At 75.8% G+C, this 894-nt stretch carries 1 protein-coding gene and 1 pseudogene; both read right to left on the reverse strand.

The annotated features are described in order from the left end of the window. Positions 1–299 (reverse strand): annotated as a pseudogene (locus G5C51_RS42220) (hypothetical protein); the annotation flags it as partial. Next, positions 296–894: hypothetical protein (locus G5C51_RS42225; protein ID WP_206314900.1), on the reverse strand; the 599-nt coding region annotated here is incomplete at its 5' end. The gene G5C51_RS42225 and the pseudogene G5C51_RS42220, both read right to left, overlap by 4 nt.

Raw genomic sequence — 894 nt, forward strand, 5'->3', positions numbered from 1 at the left:
GCGGGGGCCGGGTCGGACCACATGAGGAGGGGGCCGAGCGGGCGGCCGTCGCGGTCGAGGGGGACGCCGGACTCGGCCATGCCGGTGATGCCGACGGACTCGGGGGCGCGGCCGCCGGCGGAGCGGATGCAGGCGGCGAGGACGGTACGGGCGGTGGCGGCGAGGTCGGCGGTGTCGGTGGGGGCCTGGGCGCGGGCCACGACGGTGCCGGTGGCGGTGCAGAGGAGGGCTTTGCAGTGGGTGCTGCCGGCGTCTATGGCGGCGAAGAGGGGCTCGGGGGTGGTTCGTTGTGTGGTCATTCGGCGGTCGGCCTTCCGGGGCGGAATTCCTCCGGGAGGTCTGCCCGGTGGGGGTCGTGCCGCCACGGGAGCGGGCGCGGTGGTGGGGTGTGGAGTGCCCGCCAGGCCGGTGTGTCGCGGTGGTCCGGGGCGGACTCGGGCGGCAGGTCGTAGACCGCGCAGAGGCGTCGGTGGGCCTGGGCGGCGAGGGGCTTGCGGGAGTCGTCCAGGTACGCGATGAGGACGTCGACGCCGCGGCGGCTGCCGCAGTGTGCGAGGGCGCGGGCGAGGCCGAGTTCGAGCATGGCGCGGCGCTCCTGGAAGTCGTCCGGTTCGACGCCGCCGGGGCGGTGCTGGGCGTGCAGGGCCGGGCTGGCGTGGAGGCGCTCCAGGGCGGGCAGGGCGGCCGGGTCGCCGAGGCGTTCGGCACCGGCGGCGACGGTGTCGACCCAGTAGAAGGTCCCGGCGGCGCCGTCGCGGAGGGAGTCGGGGGTGACGTCCAGGCGGGCGGCTATCTGCTCCCAGAGGCCGATGATGCGTGGGTCGCGGGTGAGGGCGAGGGTGTTGAGGAGGTAGACCTCGTCGGGCATCGCGGATTGGTCGGGGGGTAGTTGGG

The sequence above is a fragment of the Streptomyces coryli genome, assembly GCF_011044975.1.
Classification (GTDB): Bacteria; Actinomycetota; Actinomycetes; order Streptomycetales; family Streptomycetaceae; genus Streptomyces; species Streptomyces coryli.